The following is an 18,727-nucleotide window of genomic DNA, read 5'->3' on the forward strand; positions in this document are numbered from 1 at the left end:
TCCAGTATGTAACACGCCAACAATGCGGGCATCAAGAATTCACTGTCGGCAACCTCGGCGCGACCGAAGCGTCACCCAGCGTCACAGTCCGGTACCAACGACAACGGGCCCCGCCGATCAGCTCGGCAGGGCCCGTAGTCGAAGAGGGTGTCGGTCAGGCTTCGTACGCGTCCAGCGGCGGACACGAGCACACCAGGTTCCGGTCACCGAACGCACCGTCGATCCGCCGCACCGACGGCCACACCTTCGGGCGGGCATGACCGATGCCGCGCGGGTACACCGCGGTCTCCCGGCTGTAGGGGTGGTCCCAGTCGGCGACCAGGCTGGCCGCGGTGTGCGGTGCGCCTCGCAGCGGGTTGTCGGTCACCGGCCACACGCCTGCCGCGACCTGGTCGATCTCGCCGCGGATGGCGATCATGGCGGCGATGAACTCGTCGATCTCCTCGAGGTTCTCGCTCTCGGTGGGCTCGACCATCAGGGTGCCCGCCACCGGGAAGCTCATGGTCGGGGCGTGGAAACCGTAGTCGGCCAAGCGCTTTGCCACATCGTCGACGGTGACGCCGGTCTGCTTGGTGATCTCGCGCAGGTCCAGGATGCACTCGTGGGCGACCATGCCGTTCTCGCCGGTGTAGAGCACCGGGAAGTAGGCGTCGAGGCGGCGGGCGATGTAGTTGGCCGACGCGATCGCGGTCAGCGTCGCCGCGCGCAGGCCCTCGGCACCCATCATCCGGATGTAGGCCCAGGTGATCGGCAGGATCGAGGCGGAGCCGTAGTTGGCCGCCGACACCGCGTGCGAACCGGCTTCGAGGGGGTCACCGGGCAGGTACTTCGCCAGGTGCGCGCCGACCGCGACCGGGCCGACGCCCGGACCGCCGCCACCGTGCGGGATGCAGAAGGTCTTGTGCAGGTTCAGGTGGCTCACGTCGCCGCCGAACCGGCCCGGACGGGCAAGGCCGACAAGGGCATTGAGGTTCGCGCCGTCGACGTAGACCTGGCCGCCCGCGTCGTGCACGAGCGCGCACAGCTCGGCGACCTCGTGCTCGTAGACGCCGTGCGTGGACGGGTAGGTGATCATGATGCAGGCCAGGCGGTCGGCGTGGTCGGCGATCTTGGCGCGCAGGTCGTCGAGGTCGACGTCACCGTTCGCACGGCACTTCACCACCTCCACGCGCATACCCACCATGGCTGCCGAGGCCGCGTTGGTGCCGTGCGCGCTGGACGGGATGAGGCAGGTGTCGCGGTGGTCGTCGCCGCGGTCGAGGTGGTAGCGGCGGATCGCGAGCAGGCCCGCGTACTCGCCCTGGCTACCGGCGTTGGGCTGCAGGCTCACCGCGTCGTAGCCGGTGATCTCGGCCAGCCAGCCCTCCAGGTCGGCGATCAGCTTGCGGATGCCGACGGTGTCCTCCGTGGGCGCGAAGGGGTGCAGGCGGGCGAACCCGGGCCAGGTGATGGGCTCCATCTCCGCGGTCGCGTTGAGCTTCATCGTGCAGGAACCGAGCGGAATCATACTGCGGTCCAAGGCGATGTCCTTGTCCGAGAGCGCGCGCAGGTAGCGCAGCATGGCGGTCTCGGTGTGGTGGCGGGTGAACGCCGGGTGGGTCAGGTACTCGGAGGTGCGGGTCTCGATCGAGGTGGGTTCGGTGCCCGCGCCCGCGTCGGGAGTCAGTGCGGTGCCGAAGGATTCGACGACGGCGGCCACGTGCGCGTCGGTGGTGGCCTCGTCGCAGGCGATCGCGACGTGGTCGGCGTCGACCAGGCGCAGGTTGATGCCCTTCGACTTCGCCTTGGCGACAACGGCTTCCGCGCCGCCGGGCACGTGGGCCAGGACAGTGTCGAAGAAGGCGCCGTGCACGACGGCCCCACCGAGGCCGGACGCGACAGCCGCGGCGTGCTCGTGGACCCGTCGCGCGATGGCGCGCAGGCCGTTGGCACCGTGATAGCTGGCGTACATGGCGGCGACGATGGCCAGCAGCACCTGGGCGGTACAGATGTTGGAGGTGGCCTTCTCGCGGCGGATGTGCTGTTCACGGGTCTGCAGTGCGAGGCGATAGGCGGGCGCGCCGTCGGCATCGACCGACACGCCGACCAGGCGGCCGGGCAGCTGACGGGCGAACGCAGTGCGCACGGCCAGGTAACCGGCGTGCGGGCCACCGAAGCCCATCGGCACGCCGAAGCGCTGGGTCGTACCGAAGCAGACATCGGCGCCCTGCTCGCCCGGCGCGGTGATCAGCGTCATGGCCAGCAGGTCCGCGCCGGCGGCGACCAGTGCGCCGCGCTCGTGGGCGGCGGCGAAGACCTGGGTCCAGTCGACGATGCGGCCCGACGCGCCGGGCGTCTGCACGATCACACCGAAGAACTCGCCCTCGGGGAGCTCCCCGGTCGACAGGTCGGCCTCGACGATCTCGATGCCGAGCGGCTCGGCTCTGGTGCCGATGATGGTCTTGGTCTGCGGGAACAGATCGGCGTCGATCAGCAGCCGGTTCGACTTGGACTTGCCCGCGCGGCGCAGCAGCGTCATCGCCTCGGCCGCGGCGGTGGCCTCGTCGAGCATCGAGGCGTTGGCGACATCCATGCCGGTCAGATCCGACACCATGGTCTGGAAGTTGAGCAGCGCCTCGAGGCGGCCCTGGCTGATCTCGGGCTGGTACGGGGTGTAGGCGGTGTACCAGGCGGGGTTCTCGAGCAGGTTGCGCACCAGCACCGGCGGGGTGAGGGTGTCGTAGTAGCCGAGGCCGATCATCGAGGTGGCGACGGTGTTCGCCTGCGCCAGCGCGGCCAGCTCGTCCAGCACTTCATGCTCGGAAGCGGGCGCGGGCAGGGCGCCGAGGCCGGACTCGTCGAGGATCGTGGCGGGCAACGCCGTGGTCGCGAGGGCGTCGACGGATTCGACGCCGATGGTCGCGAGGATGCGGGCGAGTTCGTCGGAATCGGGTCCGATGTGGCGGTCGGCGAACGAACGGGTCACGGCAGCAGCTCCAGGTCGGGCGGGTCGACCTGCGCGGTCGACGGGTACCAGCCCTCCCCCTCTGTCTGTGCGCCTGAGAGATTCGGTAACCGGCCGTGAGACCCGTGTCCCTTTCCCCGTGGGCGGGCAGCCGGATGCCACCGCTTTCCAGAGGCGTCGAATCACCGTGCGGTCCCTGTTGCCTGAGAGATTGACGGGGAGGTGCTGCTCCTTCGGCGCCCCGATTCTCACGAACCAAGGACTCTCCCGCACTGCGGCGACGCACCTACAAGTCTAGATGTTGCACAGCCCCGGTCTCGCCACCAGGGGCTCGCCGGGGGTGTAGTGCTCGTCACTCCCCGCCGCGGCGGGAGACCGTTTCGATCCCCGTGCGCGCAACCGGTGAATCCGCCAGCCCGCTGCGCGATCGTTGGGGCATGACTTCCACCACCGCGTCCGCGATCACAGATTCCGAGCTCGATGCCGTCTTCGCCCCGATCTTCGACCGGATCGCCGCCGGTGCGGTGGCGAGAGAGATCGACCGGAGATTGCCGTTCGACGAGGTCACCTGGCTGAAGGAGGCCCGGTTCGGCGCCCTGCGGGTACCGGTCGAGTTCGGCGGCTACGGTGCGAGCGTGCGCCAGCTGTTCCGGCTGCTCATCGACCTGGCGGCCGCCGAGTCGAACCTGCCGCAGGCGCTGCGGGTGCACTGGTCGTTCGTCGAGGATCAGCGGCTTGCCGAGCCGGGCACGCAGCGGGAGCGGTGGTTGCGGGCGGTGGCCGCGGGCACCCTGGTCGGCAACGCGATCACCGAACCCGGGGTGGGCGCCGTCGACCGGTATCGCACCCGGTTGACCGAGGACGGCGACCGGCTGCTCCTCAACGGGGTGAAGTATTACAGCACCGGTTCACTGTTCGCCGATCACATCCTGGTCGCCGCCGATCGTGCCGGTGAGCGCCTCGGTGTGCTGGTCGACGCGAACGCCGAGGGGGTGGTACAGCACGACGACTGGGACGGCTTCGGGCAGCGGCTCACCGCCAGCGGTACCACCGAGTTCACCGATGTCGAGGTGGCGCCCGATCGCGTCCTCGGGCCCGGCTACGGTGTCGCAGGCCCCACCTACGGCACCGCCTACCTGCAATTGGTGCAGCTCGCGGTCCTCGCCGGGATCGCCGCTCGCGCCGAACGCGACGCCAGGGAATGGGTGAGCGCGCGCACCCGCACCTACACGCACGCCTCGGCCGATCTGCCGCGCGAGGACCCCCTCGTCCAGCAGGTGATCGGCAAGTTGTCGGCGGCGGCGTTCACCGCGCGCGCGACCGTCCTGGCTGTGGCGGACATTCTCGATCGCGTCCTCGACGCCGGGGCGAAGGACCACGGTGACCTCGCCGCCGCCGAATTGGCCGCCGCGCAAGCACAACTCGCGGTGATCGATATCGTTCTCGCCGCCACGACCCAGCTGTTCGAGCTCGGTGGCGCGTCCATCGTGTCCGAACAGCTGCGCCTGGACCGGCACTGGCGCAACGCGCGCACCGTCTCCGTGCACAATCCGGCGATCTTCAAGGCCCGTGCCGTCGGTGACTACCTGCTCAACGGCACCGAGTTGCCGTTCGGTTGGAGCGCGGGCGAGCGCCGCACGGAGGTTGCGCGATGAGCAGGCCGATCCGCTTCAACGCGTTCGACATGAACTGCGTGGCCCACCAGTCACCGGGACTGTGGCGTCATCCGCGCGACCGGTCCCACCGCTACACCGACATCGCCTACTGGACCGAGCTGGCGAAACTCCTGGAACACGGGCGGTTCGACGGCATCTTCATCGCCGATGTTCTCGGCACCTACGACGTGTACGGCGGCGACGACACCGCCGCGCTGCGCCAAGGCGCGCAGACCCCCGTCGCCGACCCGCTGTTGCTGGTGTCGGCGATGGCGGCGGTGACCGAGCATCTGGGTTTCGGCATCACCACCGGCACCGGTTTCGAGCATCCGTTTCCGTTCGCGCGCCGCATGTCCACTCTCGACCACCTCACACGCGGTCGGCTCGGCTGGAATGTGGTGACCGGCTATCTGCCTTCGGCGGCAAGGAATTTCGGTGACGCCGATCAGCTCGATCACGACGAACGCTACGACCGGGCCGACGAGTACCTCGAGGTGCTCTACAAGCTCTGGGAGGGTTCGTGGGAGGACGACGCGGTGGTCCGCGACGCCGATCGCGGCATCTACACCGACCCGGCGAAGGTGCACCACATCGGTCACTACGGCAAGCACTACACCGTGCCCGGAATCCACGTGTCGGAGCCGTCACCGCAGCGCACGCCGGTGATCTATCAGGCGGGCGCCTCACCGCGCGGAGTGCAGTTCGCGGCCGAGAACGCCGAAGCGATCTTCATCGCCGGTCCGTCCAAACGCGTACTGGCCCAGACTGTTTCGCGGGTTCGCGACGCATTGGCGGCGGCGGGGCGTGGGCGGTACGAGGCCAGGATCTACGCGCTGGCCACCAGCATCGCCGACGAGACGGACGAGGCGGCACGGGCCGAACACGAGGAATACCTGTCCTACGCCAGCGTCGAGGGCGGGCTGGTGTTCATGTCGGGCTCGATGGGAATCGACCTGTCACGATACGACCTCGACGACCCGATCGGGGCCGGCGATCGGCTGCCCGCCCACCATCGTGGTACCGGATATCGCGTCGGTGCTCCGCGGTCCACCGTGCTGCCGCACGCGGTGTCACGGCCGGGGTCGGTGAACGAACCAGCGGGCGCGTAGGGATCAATTCGCGCTGATCGCAACACTCTTCATCAGGCGCAGGTCAGCGCAGTATTTCGGTATGACATCGCAGACTCCCGCTTCCCGCTCCACTCGTTCGGCCGCGGTAATCGGCGCCGGCCAAACCGGCGTCACTGCGGCGCTAGGACTACTCGACGCCGGTTTCACCGTCACCCTCTACAGCGACCGAGATCAACGCGCGCTGCGCGACGACGTGCCCGCCACCGGTACCGCCCTCGAATTCGGCGAAACCCAGCAGGCCGAAGCCGCGCTCGGGCTCGACAGCTACACCGGCCGCGCACCCCGCCACACCGGACTCAGTGTCCGCATCGCCGGCCCGGACAACGCCGAACTGATCGCGTTCGACGGCACCTTCCAAGGGTATGTCGGGGTCGCGGTCGACACCCGGCTCAAGGCCGACGAACGGCTCACCGCCTTCCGTGCGCGCGGCGGCGAGTTCGTGGTCGACAACGTGACCCCGCAGTCACTGGACGCGATCGCCGCCGCCAACGACCTCACCCTGGTCGCCACCGGGCGCGGCGGGTTGTCCGACCTCTTCCCGATCGATACCACCCGCACCGTCTACGACAAGCCGCAACGCTCGCTGCTCACCGTCACCGTGACCGGCCTCGGCTACGACTCCGGCGTGTTCGCCCACCGCGGCCCCGCAGGCGGTGCGCACAGCCTGTTCTCCATCCTGGCCGAGCAGGGCGAGGCGTGGTGGGGTCCGTACCTGCACAAGGATGTGGGTCCGAGCTGGGCCTTCCTCGGCTGGGCGCGTCCCGGCAGCGACTGGGAGACCCGATTCGCCGCGGCCGATTCCGCCGAGTCGGCATTGCGCATCGTCAAGGACCTCTACCGCGATTACATCGACTGGGACCTGCCGGAGGTCCAAGCCACCCAGGTGATCGCCGAAGACCCACACTCCTGGCTCAAAGGCGCGGTGCGCCCGGTCGTGCGTGTCGGTGTGGGACGCACCGAAGGTGGCCACCCGGTCGCGGCCCTCGGAGACACCGCGGTCGCCTACGACCCGGTCGCCGGGCAGGGCGCCCAGAGTGGGCTGATCCAGGCACAGCGCTTGGTCGCAGCCGCAGCGGTGCACGACGGGCCCTTCGACGAGCAATGGATCGGCGAGCAGTACGCCGCGTTCCTGGCCGCCCGCAGCGATGCCGCCGCCAAGGTGACCCGGCTGTTCCTCAGCGACCCCGAGTTCGCCGACATCGGCGGCCAGTTCTTCGCCACCGCCGCCGTCGACCCGCGCTTCGCCTCGGCGCTGGTCGGGCTGCTGCACCGGCCGCAGCCGTTCCTCGCCATCGACACTCCCGAGGACGCCGCCGCCTACATCACCCAGGTCACCGGCGTGGACGCGGGCGAACTACTGGCGAAGTTCGCACCGGCCGGTCGCTTCGCGCGGTCGACGTTCGCGCCGGTCGCCGTCGGATAGCGACAGCCAACCCACTCCCGCACGAACCTCTGGAGCAGCTATGACAACCGAGCGGATCACCGATCAGATCAAGTTCGCCTACTGGGTGCCGAATGTGAGCGGTGGCCTCGTCACCAGCGATATCGAACAGCGCACCAGCTGGGATTACGAGTACAACAAGAAGCTCGCGCAGACCGCGGAACGCAACGGCTTCGACTACGCCCTCTCGCAGGTGCGCTACACCGCCTCCTACGGTGCCGAATTCCAGCACGAATCCACGTCCTTCAGCCTGGCATTGTTGCTGGCCACCGAACGGCTGAAGGTGATCGCCGCCATTCATCCGGGGTTGTGGCATCCGGCGGTACTCGCGAAATTCGGCGCGACCGCCGATCACCTCTCGAACGGCCGGTTCGCGATCAATGTGGTGTCCGGCTGGTTCGCGGGCGAGTTCCAGGCTCTCGGCGAGCCGTGGCTCGAGCACGACGAACGGTATCGGCGCAGCGGCGAATTCCTCGAGGTGATCCGCAAGATCTGGACCGAGGACGAGGTGAACTACGGCGGCGACTTCTACCGCATCCGCGATTTCACCCTGAAGCCGAAACCGCTGAACACCCCGGAGCGGCCCAACCCCGAACTGTTCCAAGGTGGTAACTCGACGGCTGCCCGGCGCAACGGCGGCCGCTACGCCGACTGGTATTTCTCCAACGGCAAGGACTTCGACGGCGTCACCGAACAGCTCGACGATCTGCGAGCCGTCGCCCGGGCGAACGACCGCGAGGTGAAGTTCGGGCTCAACGGGTTCATCATCGCCCGCGACACCGAGAAGGAAGCGCGCGATACGTTGCGCGAGATCATCGAGAAGGCGAACAAGCCCGCGGTCGAGGGTTTCCGCGACGCGGTGCAGCAGGCGGGTGCGTCCACCAGCGACCGCAGGGGCATGTGGGCGGATTCGTCATTCGAGGACCTCGTGCAGTACAACGACGGATTCCGCACGCAGCTGATCGGCACACCCGAGCAGGTGGCCGAGCGGATCGTCGCCTATCGCGACCTCGGGGTGGATCTGATTCTCGGCGGATTCCTGCATTTCCAGGAGGACATCGAGTACTTCGGGGCGAAGGTGCTGCCGTTGGTTCGTGAACTCGAGGCGGCCCGGGTTCCCGCGACGGTGGTCGGCTGATGACCACGGCCACCGCCGGGCGCATCACCTCCGCCGACCAGGCCGTGACCGTCGCGGCCGAGCTCGCCCGCGAGTTCGCGCCCGGCGCCGCCGCCCGCGACCGCGATCGCGAACTGCCGTACGCGCAGTTGGATCAGCTGGCGTCCTCGGGTCTGCTCGCGATCACGGTTCCCGCCGAATTCGGTGGGGCCGATCTCGCGCCGAGTGTGGTTACAGAAGTGGTGCGTCTGCTGGCGGTGGCCGATCCGAACATCGCCCAGATCCCGCACAGTCATTTCGTCTATCTGAATCTGTTGCGCCTGGCGGGCACCGCCGAACAGCGACGCGAATACTTCGCGGCGGTGCTCGGCGGTGCGCGCATCGCCAATGCGCAATCCGAACGCGGTGGCGCGACCATCACCGAAATCTCGACCACCCTGCGCCCGGTGGGCGGCGAATTCCGGATCGACGGCCAGAAATACTATTGCACCGGCTCGCTGTTCGCCGATCTGCTCGCCGTACTGACCAGGCTCGACGACCCGGACGCACGCAGCGGTCTGCCCGCGGGCGAATACATCGCCTACCTACCTGCCCGATCGTCGGGCGTCCGAATCGTGGACGATTGGAACGGCCTCGGTCAGCGCACCACCGGCAGCGGCACCGTCGAGTTGGCCGACGTGCGGGTCCGGGCCGAGCAGCTCGTTCCCCGGGCGACGGCCCTCGCCGGACCCACCGCCTACGGCGCGTACGCCCAGCTCCTGCACGCGGCGATAGATACGGGTATAGCACGCGGAGCCCTCACCGCCGCAACGGAATTCGTGCGCGAACATGCCCGGCCCTGGTTCGAGGCCGGGGTCGACCGCGCCATCGACGACCCGCTGCTGATCCAGCGATTCGGCGAGTTGGTGGTGACGGTGGCGACGGCCGAAGCGACCCTGACGGCCGCGGCGACCGCCGTCGATGCGGCGATCCGGGCCCCGCTCTCGGGCACCGACGAACAGGCCGCGGCCGGTCAGGCGTCCCTTGCCGTCGCGACCGCCAAGATCGTCGCCGACCGCGCGGCCGTCGACGTGTCGGCCGCGCTGTTCGAGGTCAGCGGAACCCGCAGCGCCGCAGCGGATCTCAACCTGCACCACTTCTGGCGCAACGCCAGAACCCACACACTGCACGACCCGGTCCGCTGGAAATACCAGCACCTGGGCCGTGCCCTCCTCCACGACAGCCCGCCCCCGGCTCACGGCACCTTCTGACCGTTAACCGGTTTTGCGGTTCTCCCTGACCTTGCGACGGAAGGACAGTTCGTCCTCCGGGCGGTCGGTGATGGCGGTGGCACGTTCGGCCGGGAAGTCCGCGATCGCGCCGGTCAGCTCACGCATGGCACCGCCGACGGCGATGCCGAAGACGCCCTGGCCGCCCTGCAGTAAATCGACCACTTCCTCGGGCGAGGTGCACTCGTAGACCGAGGTGCCGTCGGAGAACAGGGTGATCCCGGCGAGATCGCCCACGCCACGGCTGCGCAGGTGATCGACGGCGATCCGGATGTTCTGTAAAGAGATGCCCGCGTCCAGCAGCCGCTTCACGATCTTGAGGACAAGGATGTCCTTGAACGAGTACAGGCGCTGGCTGCCCGAGCCCGCCGCGCCCCGTATCGACGGGACGACCAGGCCGGTACGGGCCCAGTAATCGAGCTGCCGGTAGGTGATACCGGCGACCTGACACGCGCTCGGCACCCGGTAGCCGACCAGATCGTCCGGAACCGAGTCGTCCGGGAACAAGCCAGGCTGTACGACATCCTGCGGTTGTTCTTCCACTGATCGCTCCTTCTGCCGACGTGCTCGGGTCGCCAGTCACGACGGATGTTGCCCGACTTTCGAGGTTACTCCTGCCATTGTCGGACCTGCGGTGTTGTCACACCAAGCACCTAGACCAGCGATTCCCTCGACCTCTACTTCAGGCTGAGCCATTTCGCGGCTGGCGCCGCGGGTCCTCGGCCCGGAAGCCTCGGTCTTCCCTCCCTCCGGGCACTCCTTCGTCGCACCCTCCACTCAGTCCAGATCAAGGCGGCCGAGAACCATCAGATCTCAGCTGTCCGTCGCCTTGAAGTCATCAGGCGAGACCGACTCCAGAAACTCCTTGAACTTCTCCACCTCGTCCTCGCGTTCGTCGGGCATCACCAGCCCCGCCTCGGCGAGTACCGGTTCCTCGGCGTAGATCGGGCACCCGACGCGCAGGGCGATCGCCACCGAGTCCGAGGGTCGGGCGGAGACCCGCAGGTCGCCGTCGAACACCAGATCGGCGTAGAAGGTGCCCTCCTGCAGATCCACGATCCGCACTTCCTTGAGGGTGTGTCCGAGGTCGGTGATCAGAATCTTGATCAGATCGTGGGTGAGCGGACGGATCGGGGTGACCCCCTCCTGCTCGAGCACGATCGCGGTGGCCTCGGCCTGCCCGATCCAGATCGGCAGATACCGTTCCCCCGATGCCTCCCGCAGCAGCAGCACGGGCTGGTTCTGTGGCTGCTCGACACGGATGCCGATGACGCGCATCTCGCTCATGCCTCCACCTCGCTGGCGCTCGGCTCCGCCATGACCGAGTGCTCGGCTGTGTTGATCGACCGCTCGCTACGCTCGCTCATGAGTTCTCTGCCTCCCATACTCGCCGCCGGCCGGCACGCTATCGCCGCACAGCTCGCCGTATCAACGAGTCTAGGCGAATTCTGGGGCGCGCAAGGAAGTCGCTCGAGCCGAAATCGGTGTGTAGCCGGGGCGATACCTGCTCACCCGGCCGGGTGTGTCAGCCGCCGAGGGCAGCGCGCACGGCGGCTTTCACCAGTGCGGCGTGCAGGTTCAGCGATAATGCCGCGAGTTCGCGGACGGTCTCCTCGGCGCGGGCGCGCGCATCGGCATCGCGACTCTTCGCGATGGGCGCGGCGATCTGCGCGATCAGTGCCGCCTCGCGGTCGGCGGCCAGTTTGAAAGCGCGCAGATGGCGTGCCTCCAGGCCGAATTCGGCCATCGCCTTCGCCGCGTGGGCCAGGGTCACCGCATCGGATTCGAAGAATCCGCCCGCACCGGCGACGATGAGTCCCGCGCGCAGCAGATCGTCGAGGAAACGGTCATCGATATCGGCTTTGGCGAGCAGGTCGGCCCTGGTGAGCCGCACACCGACGTCGACACGCAGTTCCTCTGGCGTGATCTCGCCACCGACGAGGCCGAGGCGACGCGGGGCGGACGGGGTCGCGGCCTCGTCGGCGTCCGCGGAGCCGGACACAGCGTGCCCGGCGTCCGCGGACCCGTGGTGGGAGTGCGCGCGGGCGCGCGCTTCACGCACGCCCAGCGTCGCCGCACCACTGTCGATCGCTTCCAACTGCTCCTTGATCACCTTCAACGGCAGGTACTGATCGCGTTGTGCGGTCAGCACGAAGCGCAGCCGTTCGTAGTCGGCCACCGAGAACCGCCGGTATCCCGACGGTGTCCGTTCCGGCCGGATCAGGCCCTCGGATTCGAGGAACCGGATCTTGGAGATGGTGATGTCAGGAAAATCTGGTCGCAGCAGGTCGAGCACGGAGCCGATCGACATCCCTCCGCGCGCCCACTGCGCCGCCCCTGTCACAGCACTGTGCCCTTCGCGAGCACCAGTACCGTTGGGGTCATCGCGACCCCGCGCCCGACGCCGACTCGTTCGCCTGCGCGCGCGGACCGGTCAGGAAGACCAGCCGGAACTTGCCGATCTGGACCTCGTCGCCGTTCTGCAGCTCCGAGGAATCCACCGGCTCCCGGTTGACGTAGGTGCCGTTGAGGCTGCCCACATCGACGACCTGGAACGAGTCGTCGTCCTGACGGAACTCGGCATGCCGACGGCTGACGGTGACGTCGTCGAGAAAAATGTCACTGTCGGGATGACGGCCGGCCGACGTGGTCGGCTGATCCAGCAGAAAACGCGAGCCCGCGTTCGGGCCACGCTTGACCACCAGGAGGGCCGCGCCGGCAGGCAGGCCCTCGACGCCCTGAACCGGCTGTTCGCCGGCCGGCTCTGCGGAGCGCGACGCGTCGACCTCGTTGAGGAAGTCCGCGCGGAAGACCGACGTCGTCTCGGCCGCGGTTTCCCCGTAACCCGGGTCCCTGTTCTCGCTCACCGTTTCTCTCCTCCTCGAACCTGATTATCCATGCAAGCAGGTGCTGTATTCGCCCGACACGAACGGCGCGATCACATCGCCAGGAAAAAGATTCCCGGCGTCGATTCCCCGACGTATCCGCTGTGGCTTTGACCGTACCCTGCCGGGGCGTGCCCGTGCAGGGAGAACTGTGAAGGCTGCGTCAGCCCCCGATAACTCCTCGGTAACCCGCTGCATCCAGCAGTTCACCGAGGGCGGAATCCAGGGTTGCCTCATCGTCGAACGCGAGCTCGAACAACCAGCCCGCGTCATAGGGATCGGTGTTGAGGGTTTCCGGCGATTGCACCAGATCCTCGTTCACCGCAACGACTTTGCCGCTGAGCGGAGCGTAGATGTCGGACACGCTCTTGGTCGACTCGACCTCGGCGATGCTGTCGCCGACGGTCACGTCGTTGTCGACGTCGGGCAGTTGGACGAACACGACGTCACCCAGCTGTGACTGGGCGTAGTCGGTGATGCCGACACGGACCGCCGTGGGGCTGGTCCGCCGCACCCATTCGTGCTCTTCGGTGTAGCGCAGTTCCTCAGGGGTCCGGGTCACAGGACGTCCTTTCATCGTCGACGTTGCGCGTAACAGTATCGACTAGCTCCCACGGTGGGGCACAGGCGGTATCGATCGCGCGACCGCGACGGCCAGCCCCGCGTAGAGCACCCCGGTCCAGACATACAGCGCCGTACCCCAGATCAGCAGTGCCCAGCCGAAAGCCCACCCGAAACTCGCCCCCGCCCAGTCCATCTCCCCGGTGAGCATCCACGGCAGCGCCGACATCAGCGCGAAAGTGGCCGCTTTGCCCAGGTAGATCACCTCGGGTGCGGGCAGATCGCGCCGCTTGTACACCGAAAGGGTCGCGGTGAGCACCAGATCGCGTGCGATCAAGATCACCGCCAGCCACCAGGGCAACAGGCCACGCACCACGAAGGCCACCAGCGTCGTCACCAGGTACAGCCGGTCGACCAGTGGGTCGAGCAGGGCGCCCAAACGGGAGGACTGATCCAGCAATCTGGCGAGTTTGCCGTCGAGGAAGTCGGTGAATCCGCTGGCGATCAGCAGTGCGAAAGCCCAACCGTCGGCATGGCGGACCAGCAGCAGCCACAGGAAGACGGGGATGCCGATCAGCCGCACCACGCTCAGCGCGTTCGGCACGGTCAGGATGCGGTCGCTGAACACGCCACCGGATTCGGTGTCGTGCGTGCCCGGCGTTCCTGATTCGGTTGCCACGCCCATGCTTACCGCAGCGACCCCCGCTCGCGCCATCCGGCCACGCCGAAACGCCGCCAACTCCGCTGTGTGTCGAGCGTGGCGCCACCCGCCGCGCCCCGACCGGCTAATCTCGACAGTCGTGTCCGACAGTGGTATTGATCTGCGCTCCTACGTCTCCGCCGAGGACGCCCGTGAACGTGGCCGGGCTGCCAGGCAGCGGGTGCCCGTCACCGAACGCGACCGCGACGCGGCGAGCCCCGAGCGCCCGACGGTGCGCGAGTTCATCGAGATCAGCAATCGCGGCCGGATCGAGCGGCTGATCCCGTTGCGCATCGGGCGGATGATCGCCTCACCGTTCACCTTCTTCCGCGGCGCGGCCGGTCTGATGGCGGCCGACCTCGCGGCCGGGCCCGACAGTGGGCTGGCCGCCCAGATCTGCGGTGACGCCCATGCCGCCAACTTCGGCCTCTACGGCACCCAGCGTGGCGAGATCGTGATGGATATCAACGATTTCGACGAAACGGTCATGGGCCCGTGGGAGTGGGATCTGGAACGCCTGGCGGCGAGCCTGGTGCTGGCGGGCCGGGAAGGCGGTGTCGACGCCGACGATTGCCTGCGCGCCGCCCGCGACGCCGCGCGCTCCTACCGGCGGACCGTGGCCGAGCTGGCCGAGATGCCGTTCATGCAGTCGTGGACCGCGCTGCCCGACGAGTCGATCCTGACCAGCGCCAAGGCCGAGGATCTGCTCGACGATTTCAAGAAGGCCGCGAAGAAGGCCCGCAAGAACACCAGTGCCAAGGTGGTGGCGAAGTGGACCGAGCACCTCGACGACCACGAGACCGACATCAGCAAGCACCGCTTCGTCAGTGATCCGCCCGTGCTGACCACGGTCGACGAGCAGGTGTGCAACGCGGTGATCGACGGCCTGGAGCAGTACGCGGGCACCATCCGCGAATCACGGCGCAATCTGCTGTCGCGGTTCACGGTCTCGGATGTGGCGTTCCGCATCGTCGGCACCGGCAGCGTCGGCCTGCACAGCTATGTGGCGCTGCTGCACGGCAACGACGGCGAAGCGGTGGTGTTGCAGGTCAAGCAGGCGCGACCGTCCGCGCTCGCGCCGTTCCTGCCGCCGGTCGCGCCGCGACACGAGGGCGAGCGGATCGTGGTCGGCGCGCGGACCGTGCAGTCCGAAACCGACATCCTGCTCGGCTGGACGACGATCGAACTCGACGAGTCGCTGCCGTTCATCGTCCGCCAATTCCGCAATCTCAAGGGCAGTATCGACCCGGCGAGCCTGTCGGCCGACGATCTCGACGACTACGGCAGGCTCGCGGGCGCGTTGCTGGCACGCGCGCACGCGCGCTCGCTGGATCCACGCGCGCTGGCCGGCTATCTGGAAACCGACGACGACGATGACGAACGCTTCGAGGACGCGGTCGCCGCCTTCGCGGTCCGCTACGCCGACCGCACCGAGGCCGATCACGCCGAACTCGTCGCCGCCGTGGACGCGGGCACGATCGCCGCCGAACAGGATTGACCCAGCTACCATGTACGACAACGGTTCTCGGCACGGGTGCGTGTGCCGGGGTCCGCGCCAACGACCAACGAAGGGCGGTCTCCATGCTCGTGCGCGTGCAGAATGCGGCAGGCAGCGATGCCGAGGCGGCGCTGATCGACTGGTTGCGGACGTGGAAGGACCCGGCGAGCCCGCACGGTGTCGCCACGATCAACTGCAGCCTGTTCCATCAGGATCGGCTGCACCAGTTCGACGCGGTGGTGTGGACCCCCACCAGTTGCGTGATCATCGAGGCAGAAACGTTCACCGCACCCCAGGACGGTGTCCTCGAAATCCCGCTCAACGGCCCGTGGATGGTCTCCGGTGAGCTGGCCCAGTTCGCGGGCGCGGAGAAGACGACGCCCCTCGAGCGTTCACGCGACCACACCTTCGCCCTGCAGGACTACCTCGCCGCCCGCGGGCTCGGCCAGCGCGCGGTGCACGGCCTCGGCCTGATCGTGCCGATGCCCGGCGCCCAGATCGACGTGCACCAGGGCTGGAGCGACCCGAGCTTCGACGTAATCGTCACCGACGACCCGCACCGGCTCGAGATGTACTTCGAATTGCTGGCCGAGAAGGAACACAATCTCTGGACGGCCAACGACATCGCCATCGCCTTCCGCGGCCTCGGCATTCTGCCGTACCTGCCCGCACCCCAGGATCTGCTCAACGAGGGTTTCCTCGGCCCGATCGACGTGACGCTCTGGCACGGCGGACCCACCCAGGCTGCCGCGGAGGCCTACGCCGAGGAACAGGCCCAACTCGAACGCGACGCGCAGTCCCGGGGCATGATCGCGCCGTGGTACAGCCCGTGGAAGCTGTATCCGCGGGTCACCGGTGATCTCGATTTCGGTGCCGCGTTCCTGCGGATCACCCTGGCGTTGGGCATGATCGTGGCCATCGTGTGGGTGCTGTGGTTCGTGATCACGGCTGTTCTCACCTACGGTCCCGCCTGAGCCGGACCGGGCGGCGGCTGACGGCGATCGGTGCCGGTGCCGCACTGACCGCCGCGCTTCCGCTGACCTTCGCCGCGAACGGCGGTGCGAGCGAACTGGATTCGGTGGTGTCGGAGCACACCGTCTCCCCTGGCGTCGCACGGCTGCTCGTCGTGCCGAGCGACGCGCCGGTGGTGATCGCGTTGCTCGTGGCCGCGTGCGCGTGGTTCGCACTGCGTCGGCAGTGGTGGCGGGCGGTGACCATGCTGGTGGTGCCCGAGATCGCGTTGACGGTCAACACCGTGTTGCTGAAACCGCTGTGGGACAGGCAGATGGACGACCATCTCGCCTACCCCAGCGGGCACACCGTCCATCTTGTCGCTGTCGCAACAACTTTCGCGTGCCTGGTGTCCGACCGCGGGACCCGGCTCGTGGTCGCGGCGCTCACCGTTCTCGCACTGATCGCGATCACCCCGGGCATGGCCGCTCTGGGATACCACCGCCCCACCGATGTGCTCGGTGGGGCAGCGGTGGCCGCCTCGATGGCGATCGGGTTGTGCTGGCTCTCCGACGCGCTACACGCTCGACGAAGCGCTTAGCGGCGGTCGAAAACGCTGGCGTCGTGCAGCATTTCGGCGCGCAGCATCGTCTCGGGCACACCCATCGCCTCGACCAGCGTCAGCGCGTCGGGACGCAGCCGGTCGACGAGTTCGTTCACCCCGCGCCGCACGGCCTTGGCCCGCTCCACCGACATGAACCGGTGCATGATGTACCAGGCCAGGTTCTCTTCCAGCGAGGCGTACACGAACAGGTCGCACACGGTTTCGGCGAGTGCCTTCGCGTCCGGGTCCTCGATGGTGGCGATGCCGTCGACGAATTCCTCGAGAACCAGACGGTCGATGTGCGCGTTACCCGCTGCCAGGATGTGGTCCTGGGCGTTGTTGAACGCCTCGAACGGGCCGGTGTCCTCGGCGCGGGCCCGCAGCCGGTGGGCGGCGGTGCGCAGCAGGTAGTCCTCGCGATCGGCGAACAGCTGCAGCTGGACATCGCGTTTGGACAGATCGCCCTCGTCGACGGTCTCGTCGTTGCGGTCGCGCAGGGTCTGGATCAGCTGGCGCACCCCGGAGCGTTTGCGCACCACGTCACCGGCCATGGTGGCGGCGAAGCGCACCCAGCCGAGGGCGTCGAGGTCACGCACCTCGTCGGAGTAGGCGGTGAGCAGTTCCTTCGCCACGAGCTGGGTGAGGACGACATTGTCACCTTCGAAGGTCGTGAACACATCGGTGTCGGCCCTCAGCGTGACCAGGCGGTTCTCGGTGAGATAGCCCGCACCGCCGCAGGCTTCGCGACATTCCTGGATCGCCCGGGTGGCATGCCGGGTCTGGGCGACCTTCAAACCCGCGGCACGCTTTTCCAACGCCCGCTGTGAGCTGGGTTCGGTGTCGAGTCCGCGCTGGATCAGATCCATCCGGCGAACGAGGTCGTTCTGGGCGAAGGCCAGCGCGAACGACTTCGCGACCAGCGGCAGCAGCCTGCGCTGATGGCTGCGGTAGTCGAGCAGCAGGGTCTCCTCGCCGGTATCGGGGTCGGCGAACTGGCGGCGTGCCAGCGCGTATCGCACCGCGATACTCAGCGCCACCCTGGCGCCCGCCGCGCCCGCGCCACCGACGCTGACCCGGCCGCGCACCAGCGTGCCGAGGGTCGTGAAGAAGCGGCGGCTCGGGTTCTCGATATCGGAGCTGTACGTGCCGTCCGGGGAGACGTCGGCGTAGCGGTTGAGCAGGTTCTCGCGCGGAATCCGCACGTGGTCGAAGACGATGCGGCCGTTGTCGACGCCGGGCAGTCCGCCCTTGAGTCCGTCGTCGTAGGTGGTCACGCCGGGCAGGTCGGCGCCGAGATCGTCGCGGATCGGCACCAGCAGACAGTGCACGCCCTTGCTCTCGCCGCCGACGATCAGCTGCGCGAACACCGCGGCCATCCGCGCGTGGACCGCAGCGCCGCCGATGTAGTCCTTGCGCGCCGACGGAGTCGGGGTGTTGATGACGAATTCCTGGGTGGCCGGGTCGTAGGTGGCGGTGGTCTCCAGATCGGCCACGTCGCTGCCGTGGCCCGATTCGGTCATCGCGAAACAGCCGAGCAGGTCGAGCGAGATCAGGCGTTTGATGAAGTCGCGGTGACGTTCGGTGCCGAGGTTTTCCACCGCGCCGCCGAACAGTCCCCACTGCACACCGGATTTCACCCACAGCGACAGGTCGGTGTAGGCCAGCATCTCCAGCCCGACGACCGCGCCACCCGGATCGCCGGTGCCGCCGTTCTCGGGCCGGAAGCCGCGCTCGGGGTAACCCATGGTCGCGATCACGCGCATCTGGTCGAGCACGCGAGCCCTTGCCGCGTGCATGTCGAGTTCGGGGTCGTCGGTGAAGTCCTCGCCGGCGAGCTGTGTGCGCGCCTGCTCCCTGACCGCGCGCCACGGTCCGTCCAGCGCTGCGCGGAGATGTTCTGCCGTCGTCGATGTGCCGGTAGCCATGGTTTCGACCTTAGCCGGGGCGACAAGTGACCCCTGGGCCCGAAACTC

At 68.1% G+C, this 18,727-nt stretch carries 15 protein-coding genes, 1 pseudogene and 1 riboswitch; of the genes and pseudogenes, 8 read left to right on the forward strand and 8 right to left on the reverse strand.

Features of this window, described 5'->3' with window-relative positions; all coding sequences use genetic code 11:
- Window positions 1-154: 154 nt before the first annotated feature.
- Entirely contained in the window at window positions 155-2,965 is a 2,811-nt protein-coding gene (gcvP, locus tag ACFWUP_RS01385; protein WP_379229669.1) for an aminomethyl-transferring glycine dehydrogenase, read from the reverse strand.
- A 159-nt stretch (window positions 2,966-3,124) separates the two neighbouring features.
- Window positions 3,125-3,224, reverse strand: a riboswitch (glycine riboswitch).
- A 157-nt stretch (window positions 3,225-3,381) separates the two neighbouring features.
- On the opposite strand from gcvP, the gene ACFWUP_RS01390 reads away from it, so the two are divergent.
- The 5 genes and pseudogenes from ACFWUP_RS01390 (at window position 3,382) to ACFWUP_RS01410 (ending at window position 9,537) form a co-directional block, all read left to right on the forward strand.
- Entirely contained in the window at window positions 3,382-4,599 is a 1,218-nt protein-coding gene (locus tag ACFWUP_RS01390; RefSeq protein WP_379229670.1) for an acyl-CoA dehydrogenase family protein, read from the forward strand.
- A pseudogene (locus tag ACFWUP_RS01395) lies at window positions 4,596-5,585 on the forward strand (NtaA/DmoA family FMN-dependent monooxygenase); the annotation flags it as partial. The gene ACFWUP_RS01390 and the pseudogene ACFWUP_RS01395, both read left to right, overlap by 4 nt.
- Before the next feature lie 184 nt (window positions 5,586-5,769).
- Entirely contained in the window at window positions 5,770-7,152 is a 1,383-nt protein-coding gene (locus tag ACFWUP_RS01400) for a styrene monooxygenase/indole monooxygenase family protein (RefSeq protein WP_379229671.1), read from the forward strand.
- Between the two features lie 40 nt (window positions 7,153-7,192).
- Window positions 7,193-8,308, forward strand: coding sequence for a dimethylsulfone monooxygenase SfnG (gene sfnG / locus ACFWUP_RS01405; protein ID WP_379229672.1), 1,116 nt, complete (start codon window positions 7,193-7,195; stop codon window positions 8,306-8,308).
- On the forward strand, window positions 8,308-9,537 hold the full coding sequence (locus tag ACFWUP_RS01410; RefSeq protein WP_379229673.1) for an SfnB family sulfur acquisition oxidoreductase: 1,230 nt from the start codon (window positions 8,308-8,310) through the stop codon (window positions 9,535-9,537). Before sfnG ends, ACFWUP_RS01410 begins: the two co-directional genes overlap by 1 nt.
- A gap of 3 nt (window positions 9,538-9,540) precedes the next feature.
- On the opposite strand, the gene ACFWUP_RS01415 is transcribed toward ACFWUP_RS01410, so the two are convergent.
- From ACFWUP_RS01415 to ACFWUP_RS01440, 6 genes are all read right to left on the reverse strand, one after another.
- Window positions 9,541-10,098 carry a MerR family transcriptional regulator gene (locus ACFWUP_RS01415; RefSeq protein ID WP_379229674.1) on the reverse strand — a complete coding sequence of 186 codons (558 nt, stop codon included), beginning with the start codon at window positions 10,096-10,098 and terminating at the stop codon, window positions 9,541-9,543.
- A 270-nt stretch (window positions 10,099-10,368) separates the two neighbouring features.
- The gene (locus tag ACFWUP_RS01420) at window positions 10,369-10,842 is read right to left on the reverse strand and encodes a bifunctional nuclease family protein (protein WP_056817654.1); all 474 of its coding nucleotides are present in this window, start codon (window positions 10,840-10,842) and stop codon (window positions 10,369-10,371) included.
- A 238-nt stretch (window positions 10,843-11,080) separates the two neighbouring features.
- Window positions 11,081-11,866, reverse strand: a complete 786-nt coding sequence (locus tag ACFWUP_RS01425; protein ID WP_379229675.1) for a MerR family transcriptional regulator — start codon at window positions 11,864-11,866, stop codon at window positions 11,081-11,083.
- Window positions 11,867-11,936: 70 nt separating this feature from the next.
- Window positions 11,937-12,422 carry an FHA domain-containing protein gene (locus tag ACFWUP_RS01430; protein WP_379229676.1) on the reverse strand — a complete coding sequence of 162 codons (486 nt, stop codon included), beginning with the start codon at window positions 12,420-12,422 and terminating at the stop codon, window positions 11,937-11,939.
- A 181-nt stretch (window positions 12,423-12,603) separates the two neighbouring features.
- A complete protein-coding gene (gene gcvH / locus ACFWUP_RS01435; RefSeq protein WP_379229677.1) occupies window positions 12,604-13,002 on the reverse strand; it encodes a glycine cleavage system protein GcvH in 399 nt (132 codons plus the stop codon).
- 42 nt (window positions 13,003-13,044) lie between these two features.
- The gene (locus tag ACFWUP_RS01440; RefSeq protein WP_379229678.1) at window positions 13,045-13,686 is read right to left on the reverse strand and encodes a CDP-alcohol phosphatidyltransferase family protein; all 642 of its coding nucleotides are present in this window, start codon (window positions 13,684-13,686) and stop codon (window positions 13,045-13,047) included.
- Between the two features lie 115 nt (window positions 13,687-13,801).
- Here ACFWUP_RS01440 and ACFWUP_RS01445 point away from each other — a divergent pair, with 115 nt between their 5' ends.
- The 3 genes from ACFWUP_RS01445 (at window position 13,802) to ACFWUP_RS01455 (ending at window position 16,751) form a co-directional block, all read left to right on the forward strand.
- A complete protein-coding gene (locus ACFWUP_RS01445) occupies window positions 13,802-15,199 on the forward strand; it encodes a DUF2252 domain-containing protein (protein WP_379229679.1) in 1,398 nt (465 codons plus the stop codon).
- A 95-nt stretch (window positions 15,200-15,294) separates the two neighbouring features.
- Complete coding sequence (locus ACFWUP_RS01450) at window positions 15,295-16,173, forward strand: nuclease-related domain-containing protein (protein WP_379229680.1); 879 nt, start codon at window positions 15,295-15,297, stop codon at window positions 16,171-16,173.
- Complete coding sequence (locus ACFWUP_RS01455) at window positions 16,131-16,751, forward strand: phosphatase PAP2 family protein (RefSeq protein WP_379229681.1); 621 nt, start codon at window positions 16,131-16,133, stop codon at window positions 16,749-16,751. The genes ACFWUP_RS01450 and ACFWUP_RS01455 overlap by 43 nt, the downstream gene beginning before the upstream one ends.
- On the opposite strand, the gene ACFWUP_RS01460 is transcribed toward ACFWUP_RS01455, so the two are convergent.
- Window positions 16,748-18,679, reverse strand: coding sequence for an acyl-CoA dehydrogenase (locus ACFWUP_RS01460; RefSeq protein ID WP_379229682.1), 1,932 nt, complete (start codon window positions 18,677-18,679; stop codon window positions 16,748-16,750). The genes ACFWUP_RS01455 and ACFWUP_RS01460 overlap by 4 nt on opposite strands.
- Window positions 18,680-18,727 lie beyond the last annotated feature (48 nt).

The sequence above is a fragment of the Nocardia sp. NPDC058658 genome (assembly GCF_042716665.1).
GTDB lineage: Bacteria > Actinomycetota > Actinomycetes > Mycobacteriales > Mycobacteriaceae > Nocardia.

Coding starts and splice junctions, on each gene's coding strand:
- ACFWUP_RS01420 (WP_056817654.1), bottom strand. CDS start 10,842: ATGAGCGAGATGCGCGTCATCGGCATCCGTGTCGAGCAGCCACAGAAC.
- ACFWUP_RS01440 (WP_379229678.1), bottom strand. CDS start 13,686: ATGGGCGTGGCAACCGAATCAGGAACGCCGGGCACGCACGACACCGAA.
- ACFWUP_RS01400 (WP_379229671.1), top strand. CDS start 5,770: ATGACATCGCAGACTCCCGCTTCCCGCTCCACTCGTTCGGCCGCGGTA.
- ACFWUP_RS01425 (WP_379229675.1), bottom strand. CDS start 11,866: ATGTCGATCGGCTCCGTGCTCGACCTGCTGCGACCAGATTTTCCTGAC.
- sfnG (WP_379229672.1), top strand. CDS start 7,193: ATGACAACCGAGCGGATCACCGATCAGATCAAGTTCGCCTACTGGGTG.
- ACFWUP_RS01390 (WP_379229670.1), top strand. CDS start 3,382: ATGACTTCCACCACCGCGTCCGCGATCACAGATTCCGAGCTCGATGCC.
- ACFWUP_RS01460 (WP_379229682.1), bottom strand. CDS start 18,679: ATGGCTACCGGCACATCGACGACGGCAGAACATCTCCGCGCAGCGCTG.
- ACFWUP_RS01410 (WP_379229673.1), top strand. CDS start 8,308: ATGACCACGGCCACCGCCGGGCGCATCACCTCCGCCGACCAGGCCGTG.